The sequence below is a fragment of the Herbaspirillum sp. B65 genome, assembly GCF_000333555.1.
GTDB classification, from domain to species: domain Bacteria; phylum Pseudomonadota; class Gammaproteobacteria; order Burkholderiales; family Burkholderiaceae_D; genus Herbaspirillum; species Herbaspirillum rubrisubalbicans.
This window is the reverse complement of the sequence record NZ_BADI01000435.1, coordinates 1-7,184: the sequence shown is the minus strand read 5'-3', so window position 1 is coordinate 7,184 and position 7,184 is coordinate 1. Positions and strand designations below refer to the sequence as shown.

Genomic DNA, 7,184 nt, shown 5'->3' with positions numbered 1-7,184 from the left:
TTCATCAGCGATGCCGATGTCGCGGGCGCGTATGTCGTCACGGCACGCTGCGAGCAAGGCATCTCCTGCTTTCTGGTCGACCGTGATGCGCCTGGCCTTGAACTGGGACCGCGGCAAGACATGATGGGCCATCGCGGTACCCATCAGCATGGGCTGTTCTTTACCGACTGTCGGATCGGGGCGCAGCAGTTGCTTGGTGAGCCGGGGCGTGGCATGGCGCTCATGCTGGGCCTGATCAACGTCGCGCGATTGGCCTATGTCGGTGCCAGGGCCGTCGGCATGGCGTCGAAGCTGCTGGAGATGTCGGCCGAGTTTGCGCAACAGCGCTGGCAATTCGGCGCCCCCATCGGCAGTTTCCAGATGGTGCAGAAAATGTTAGCGGACATGCAGACCGACATCTATGCCGCCAGGATGATGATGCTCAACGCAGCTTGGGAAATCGACCAGGGGCGGGAGGCACGCGAAAAGGTGTCGATGGTGAAGTTGTTTGCCTCGGAAATGCTGGGCCGGGTCGCCGACAACGCAGTGCAGATCTTTGGCGGGATGGGGTATTGCAGCGCGCTGCCGATCGAGCGTTACTACCGCGATGCGCGCGTCTTCCGGCTTTACGACGGCACCTCGGAAATACATCGGATGATGATTGCGCGCAGCCTGCTTGAACGAGGAGGCATCTCGCTGTGACGACTCTTTCTGTCCCGAGGGAATGAAAAAACCTCAGTCGAATCAGTGGCTTACGCCAGTTCCCGGGTTTCGGAGGAAGGTGCTGGAACGCCGAATTGGAGCGGGTGAAGGGGATCGAACCCTCGTCTTAAGCTTGGGAAGCTTCTGCTCTACCATTGAGCTACACCCGCGAGAGCCGCTATTCTACGCGGGATTGTACTGCGCGGGCAAACCAGGGTCTTTCGAATCGGCTCACTGAGCTTGGGCAAATTCCGTTTTCCAGCTTATTTATCCTGTTCCTTGGCCTCCCGCGCCTTCCTCTCCTTGGCATATTTTTCCGACATCTTGCGCCATTGATTCAATTGCCGGAAGTAAGTCCTCTTGACGCTCACCTCCGATAGCGGTCGGATGGCATGGATTGGACTGACGGGGGGGACGCGACGTTCGCTCATGATGGCTGGCTCCGGCTGGGCTTGGCTTGCTTGCAGCGCTTATCTTACCTTCCGAACGGTCCGGTGTGTTTCCTCAAGTCCAGACGGTTGAAGAATGAATGTTTTTGTGGGAGACGGTTGGTCTGATGCTGGGTGCCCGCTAGCACGTACTCTGCGGATGGGGCGCATCTCGGCGAGAGGCTTATTGCCTAAGCATGAGAATGCAAACGAATAGTTAATTTCTGATAAAGTTCATGCGGGGAAAGACAGACGTCTTTAATTTATATATGAGAAAAAAAACTACATGAATCTTCAGCCAGATACCGCAACCCTTATGACGGTTGCCGACTTGCTTTCTCAACGACTTGTTATTCCGGCTTTTCAGCGCCCCTACGATTGGCGTAATGAAAAGGGGAGGGGACGAGCGCAGGTAAGCGATTTTGTGTATGACATTGAGAATGCTAGACACAGAAAGCAGCCTTTATTCTTGGAAATGATCGTGGCGTGCCAGGATGCCAGCGGTGCTCTTCAGATCGTGGATGGTCAGCAGAGACTGACTACCTTGATGCTTGCCTTGGGGGCGGCCGGGAAAGGTGGAGATGTCATAGACCATGCTGTTTTCCCGGTACGGAGCTGGATCAAGATCAAGGATGATGACCGGATATTCTTCGAGAAGCTGGTTGCTGGCCGGCAACCGGACGAGCCGAACACGCTTTCCCAAAGATTGCTGGCCGATGCCTTCGCCGAATTAAAGACCCGCAATTTGGATGCGGAACAGTTGCTCCAATGCCGGCTCATTGTTTATCTCGCTCCTACCATAGCTGGGGCCACTAGTCTTTTTGAACGTATCAATTTACGTGGGAAGGAAGTGAGCCAGTTTGATCTCGTCAAAAACAAACTGATTGAGTGGGCCGCCAGTTGTGAGGGTTCGCAGCAGGAGGAACTGGTGCAAAGGATCACTCAGCGTTACGGTGACCTTTATCGCCTTCTTGACCCAGAAAGCGTAAGTAGAGATCAGGAATACGATAGTGATCGCTTACTGCGTATTCATTGGATTTTGTTCGATAACCACCCGTTTTCCAGCTCTGATCGCGTTCTCGAGAAGATCGACGAACGAATTCGTGAGCGCCTGGAGAACAATCAGGTCGCAACGTACATCAGCGAATATCTGGATGATCTGGTGCAAGTCTGCGGGGTTTGGCTGAAAGTGGAAGATCCGATATCAAACCCTGAAGCGCACCCGGATCTCAGAGACGCGCTGCTTGATTTTGTGAAAGTGCCTAGCGATGCTGAATTGCAGCCTTTGGTGATTGCTGCACTGATTCGTCTGAAAGGCGACGCTGTCAAAGTCATTCGAATGGCCGAAATTACCGCTTTCAGAACCGCGTTGGCCGATAAACGAAGCAACTACGCCCGGTCTCGTAAATGGAGGATGGCCAAGGAGTTCAAGCAGGGAGTCTATGTTGATGACGTTGGCGGTAAAGTTGATACCGCAGATAAACTCAATCACCAGATGTATTGGGCTTTTTGCCCTTATTGGGAAGCCTCTGAATCAGATGTAATGGGGGCGGGAACGCTATCAAAAGAGGAACGCGAAGCAACCATTTTCCCGTTGAATTCTCTGGACTCGCCGAGCTTCTACAGATCCTACGCGCGTTTGATCCATTATATTTTCTGGAACTATGGGCGATATCTGCCAAAGTCAGATAAGTGGGCCGAACAGACCAAGAGCGATATGAATCCATTGGATCATGAAGCTTGGTTCTCTGATGAACCAGGGCAGTTTGGAACCTGGGACATTGAGCACATCTATCCTGTCAATAGCGCGGATAAGTCAACGCCCACGGGGAGAAAATATGCTGCGAGCATGGCGCCGTATCTCCACCATCTGGGCAACCTGACGGTCCTGCCGGTATCCGAGAATCGTAGCTGGAAAAACGCAAATTTCGATGAGAAGCTGCCCAAGCTTCAGGGAGCGGTTCGAGTTTCGTTCAACGCATTGCTCAGCGATAGTAAGTACATTGGAAATCGTATGGCCTCCAGCGGACAGCACTGGGGTGAAAATAACTGCCGCAAGCGCGCTGCTGACATCAAGGAGTATGCCAGTCTTCAATGGGGGACGGCCGCAGTCAAGGCGCTGGGCGTAGGTTGTTACGATGAGCGTGTCGGCTTGGAATTGGAGCTGGATGACGATGACGACGCAGAGGATAAATGACGGCGCATTCTTGGATGACGCAGTATCAGAAAAACCTTGTAGATATTTTCGGCCCGGAAGGCTGTAACAATCAGAGTTGATGACTCAGGTTTTTGGAAATTAGGAATGGAAGACAAAAAAATCTCTTGGGAAAAAACTGTTGAATGGGTGTTTGTTAGAGATCATCTACCTGAAGTAGATTTCGCTGCCCCTCTCGATGGAAATCATGAGCTTTCTGATGCGCTTCTTTCAATGGACTTCAAGTGGATACTAATCGAGTTCAAGCATCAGCATAAAGACCTCAAGTCCGAGACGGAAAAATATCCAAGTCTGGATCTGAAGCGCGCCGAGGCAATATTGAGGAAGAAATCTGGTCAGGGAAAAAAAGCATTTAATGACATATTCAAAAAAACTCGCGAAACGGGAAGTTACGGAAAATACATAGCGTTTGAAGAAAAGCTTAACCCAGAAAATAACGAGGGTGTCGCTTCTCGCGTCGATGTGCTTTTCAGTGCTCAAAGGGAGCACACGAATTTGGTTAATGACTATGGTCTGATAACTCAGACGACAATGGATCTATGGGAGCCGCACTGCTTCATTTTTTCCCACGGTGAAAAATTTTCCGATCTAAAACTTCTCCCCTATTGGGGAACTTGGGAGGAAAACAATTCTCGTTTGGATAGTTGTTTGGACGCCCGTGATTTTAGTAATTTGGGGCGGTCGTACAAGCAGTTCTCTGACTATGTTGAACGTGTGGCTACCGCCCGAGGTTATTTTGGGGGTTGGGCAGGAGTAGATCCTGGTCAGGGCGAGTTTTCAAACGTCATGGGGTTGGTGGACGACAAGGCTGTGGTGATGACGCTTAGCGAATTTTTGTTAGTCTATAAACCCAATCGAGATTTGAAAGAGCAGAATCAACCTAATGCGATAAAAAATAAGAAAGATATCTGATTGGTGCACAAACTTATAGTACTCACGTCACTATGGATGATCCTCTCGACGACTATTGATGAAATGAGTTCTAGCGCTGTGAAATCAAATCGGCAAACGCTTGATTCATTCAGGACCGGCCATTGGCCGTCCCAAGCATCACTTTAACGAACCTGGTACGCGTATCCACGCTCAGTTTGGCGTAGATATTCTGGATATGGGTACGCACCGTATTGGCGCTGATGCCGAGGAAATCGGCCACCTCTTTCGCCGATTCGTGTTCCACCAGGGACGCGGCTACGCGTGCCTCCATGGGCGTCATGCCATAGACCGCCTGCAAGGTGTCCAGATCGATGCGCACACGCGCGGCTCCATCTGAAATGAAAATGATCGCAGCAAACATGCTGTCCTCGCCGCCGAACTCGTTGTGCATCCCCAGTGCAGAAAACTGCAGGACATAGTTTTCCGTGGAAGACAGATGCGGTACCGCCAGGGATTTCGAGAAGTGGCGAATCTCCAATGGGGAAGCATTCAAGGTGAAGTCGATGGCGATCTTGATCGCTTTATTCACTGCCGATGTCTCTCCCACGAGCTCGTAGGTTTCCGCTGTGCGATTCAAGCGGCGCAGGTACAGGCCATCGCCCAGCGTCAGCATGTTCTTGGCCGCTCCGTTGGCAAAGCCGACCCGCCCCTGATGGTCCAGCAGAAGCACCGCGGAGGGCAGCCGGTCAAGCGCTTCCAGGCTGGTGGCCAGGGTGAGTTCGCTGCACCGCAGACGCTGCATGACACCCAGCGCGCGCGATAGATGCGGCAGCAGCAGGCCTAGTCGCGTGCGGGCGATCTGGTCGAAGTCCGGATGATGCATCCCTCGAAAGAACGAGCAGACCGTGGGCAGCGAGGTTGACGACTCTTTGCCGAACACAATGCCGGCCAATACCTGCGCCATATTCTGATTGCGCGAGAGGCATTGCTTATAGAAATCAGATTCGAGCAACCGGCTGCGCTCCACCAGTTCATCTCCGATCAGGACATTGCCGGTGGAATATAGATTGCGCTCTTGCATCGCCATCTTCCAGACATCGACGTCATAGTATTTCTGGATGTATTGATCCACGTGCTCCTGATCGATGCCATGCAGAAAGAAGTAACCGCCATCCTGCGGCGTATGGTGGGTGGAATACAGGATGCAGCTGGGTGCATCCAAATAGTGCGCAACGGCGGGGAGTATCCTTCTGCTCCAGTCTCCGGGTGCAGTGGCGCCTTCATAGATCAGATCGACAAGCTCGCTAAATCGCGTGAGTTCCTGGAGCGGAAGGTCCACAAGATTCCCCTATGTTTTGTTGTTTTCTCTGAACTGGCCATGCTCACAAAAAAGCAAACGTCCACGGATTGATAGAGCAGGAAATATGCCAGAAAACTTAGTAATAAGTCTCTCCCCAGACTCTTACCTGCATCCAACTAAGTCGATGGAAATTGGCTATCGGCAACGGCTAGTTTCTTCGGACGCTCTCATCAATTTGGATGAGGTGAAATTCTCAGATAATCCTTAGGATACAAGGATTCGTATTGATGGGAGCGCTGATACACATTGCGAATGGACGATTTATTGTGCAGCTATGAACTCCTCAGGTAGTTTTGATCGTCGGTATTGCCAAGATCGTCGAATGCTTTTTATCCAGGTTTATTCATCAAGGTGAAGTCCGATCGATAGCAGCGTCGCAGGTATCCATCCCAAGTGGGAATGTTGGCAGAAAGAATGATTTTAAAAGAGGAAAAATATGTCATCACGCGACTTTTTGATATTTCTTTTTTTTGCATTTTTCCTATTCCCCCAAGTCTCTTTTGCTAGTGAGGGGTCAATCATTGTTCGATTGAATGATGGTGCCGGAAACGGACGATGTATCGATTCAACAGATAAGCTGACCGTGAATCTTCGGCGTATGATTTTTTCAAAAAAATCAAAATACTTCGGATTTGTAGAGGATCAGGAAATCGGAGTCACGCTGACGACAACTGTCAGCGGTGCTACTGGTGATGATGGCAGGAGCGCGTCATTTGCAAAAATAGTAAAAGCGCCGGTTTCTCAATTCCGAAAGGGGCAGATATCAGTGCCTATTGAGCAGAATCTACTGAGCAAGTTCTCGCTCAAGAACGGCGAAAATACATTTACAGTAATAGATCTGTCAGTAGGGGTCGTTCGCACGCAAGGTAAGAGTGTTAGTGCGAAAGTATTGCTTGGTGCAGTTAATGCAACCAAAGATTTAGCTCTCCCAATCAATCCTTTCACAACAGCTTATGGTGTCGCAACTACATACGTTAATAATATTTTTTCTCCACTGGTCGATCAGGCTGCTTCTGAAGGTGAGGCCGCAACTCATAAAATTACGATGACCATTAATTCGGCCAACTGTGCAAATGATGATGAAAGAACTGGAACAAAGGCCATCATAGATGCGGTGGAAGATGAGTCACTTCCAGGTAGTGTCAACATTAGCAAAGCCAATAACTATTGCTTCAAAGCGGAACTCAGCCCCGCATTTGAATTGAAGTTTGCTCCCCGACCTGCTGATGGTAACTGCAATGCGGCTAACAACTTCGTTGAAGTCGAAAATTCCTATATTGCGTTTTATGTAAATGCGCTGCCGATAGAAATCCCTAAGCCTGTTTCCAATAAGAATACTGTTTTAGCGCCTTTGGCCAGTGCTCAACAGCCGGCAGTCGAAGAGCTGAGTACAGCCATGATTCAAAAGGCGCATGGAGAGCCGATCCATCTTGGGTCGCTGCTCGCGGATGGCAGGCTCATTCGTACTGGCGCACTGTCTAAGAATGGTCGGCAATACCGCCAAGAGCAGGAAGACAGCGATCAGGAAACCCAACCACGAGTCCAACCGGCGGTAGCGCTCAATGGGGTGCTCGACGCTCGGCTGCACATCCGCTTTCGGCTGAGGCTGCATATCGCTCGGCGCCTC

At 50.8% G+C, this 7,184-nt stretch carries 6 protein-coding genes and 1 tRNA gene; 4 read left to right on the top strand and 3 right to left on the bottom strand.

Annotated features, from left to right (window positions below; genetic code table 11):
- Positions 1 to 681, top strand: a 681-nt coding sequence (locus tag I5W_RS10415) for an acyl-CoA dehydrogenase family protein (RefSeq protein ID WP_044529165.1), incomplete at its 5' end; no start/stop codon positions are given.
- A gap of 96 nt (positions 682 to 777) precedes the next feature.
- On the opposite strand, the gene I5W_RS10410 is transcribed toward I5W_RS10415, so the two are convergent.
- Positions 778 to 851: transfer RNA gene (locus I5W_RS10410), tRNA-Gly, on the bottom strand.
- Between the two features lie 93 nt (positions 852 to 944).
- The gene (locus I5W_RS32420; RefSeq protein ID WP_164471186.1) at positions 945 to 1,112 is read right to left on the bottom strand and encodes a hypothetical protein; all 168 of its coding nucleotides are present in this window, start codon (positions 1,110 to 1,112) and stop codon (positions 945 to 947) included.
- Between the two features lie 283 nt (positions 1,113 to 1,395).
- On the opposite strand from I5W_RS32420, the gene I5W_RS10405 reads away from it, so the two are divergent.
- A complete protein-coding gene (locus I5W_RS10405) occupies positions 1,396 to 3,306 on the top strand; it encodes a DUF262 domain-containing protein (protein WP_044529164.1) in 1,911 nt (636 codons plus the stop codon).
- A 105-nt stretch (positions 3,307 to 3,411) separates the two neighbouring features.
- Complete coding sequence (locus I5W_RS10400; RefSeq protein ID WP_044529163.1) at positions 3,412 to 4,236, top strand: hypothetical protein; 825 nt, start codon at positions 3,412 to 3,414, stop codon at positions 4,234 to 4,236.
- 109 nt (positions 4,237 to 4,345) lie between these two features.
- Here the strand turns inward: I5W_RS10400 and I5W_RS10395 are convergent, their stop codons facing one another.
- Positions 4,346 to 5,536: a LuxR C-terminal-related transcriptional regulator gene (locus I5W_RS10395; RefSeq protein ID WP_148289085.1), complete on the bottom strand. Its 1,191-nt coding sequence runs from the start codon at positions 5,534 to 5,536 to the stop codon at positions 4,346 to 4,348.
- Positions 5,537 to 5,993: 457 nt separating this feature from the next.
- On the opposite strand from I5W_RS10395, the gene I5W_RS32010 reads away from it, so the two are divergent.
- The coding region (locus I5W_RS32010) for a hypothetical protein (RefSeq protein WP_159106116.1) at positions 5,994 to 7,184 on the top strand (1,191 nt) is incomplete at its 3' end.